Here is a 1,021-nt window from a genome sequence, read left to right as displayed (position 1 = left end):
TCATTACAAGGTTAGAGAAGATGGTAGAATCCTCAATAGAGCTGCTTATATTGTTTTAGGAATTACGCTAGATGGAACAAAAGATATCTTAAGTATTACGATCGGAGCCAATGAATCTTCAAAATTTTGGCTAGGTATACTAAATAATCTAAAAAACAGAGGAGTAAATGATGTATTATTCTTCTGTGTAGATGGACTATCAGGGTTTAAAGAAGCCATTAATGCTGTATATCCAAAGGCACAGGTGCAAAGATGTATTATTCATATGCTACGTAATTCGTTTAAATATGTATCCTATAAAGATCTGAAGAAATTCTCATCTGACTTTAAATCTGTATACAGAGCCCCCAATGAACAAGTAGCATTGACGGAGCTTGAAATTATGAAAGATACCTGGGGAAAGAAATATCCCTATGCTATTAGTAGTTGGGAAGCTAATTGGGATATGGTAAGCCCATTCTTTGCATTTAGTGAAGAAATCCGAAAGATCATGTATACCACTAATATCATTGAAGGGCTTAACCGTCAGTATAGAAAAGTAACTAAAACAAAGAGTGTATTTCCTACTGATATATCCCTAGAAAAAATGCTATATCTAGCGTCCATAAATGTTATGAAAAAATGGACTCAGCGATATAGGAACTGGGATATGGTAATAAACCAACTCAATATCATATATGGTGATATCTTAGCCCAGTATTTGTAGGATGATGGAAAAAGAATCGGCGCTAAAAGAAATAATGCAGTTTCTTTGCGCCGAACCTTATTCCGTCGGCAATAATATTATTGCCAGACTATTAAATTTTATTCCAGAGGTCGGGTATGGGCAGAGCCCATGATAAATCTTTAAATAGACCTTTATTTCTTACACCCATTTTTATTGAATTATGCGTATATTTCATTATAAGATGGACATAATTTTAGCTATTGAGAAGTTTGTTTTTTCGGCTTCTCAGTACATATCTATTTTTGCTTAAGAAAGATACATTCTTTCCTAGGACACAGAAATAATTACATTCTC

The 1,021-nt window shown here is 33.7% G+C and carries 1 protein-coding gene; it reads left to right on the top strand.

All coding sequences use genetic code 11. From position 1 onward, the window contains the following. Positions 1 to 706: IS256 family transposase (locus GC105_RS16670; protein WP_152807065.1), on the top strand; the 706-nt coding region annotated here is incomplete at its 5' end. Between the last annotated feature and the right edge of the window lie 315 nt (positions 707 to 1,021).

Origin of the sequence: Alkalibaculum sporogenes, from assembly GCF_009362815.1 — a bacterium.
Classification (GTDB): Bacteria; Bacillota; Clostridia; order Eubacteriales; family Alkalibacteraceae; genus Alkalibaculum_A; species Alkalibaculum_A sporogenes.
This window is presented reverse-complemented; position numbering and strand designations above follow the sequence as displayed.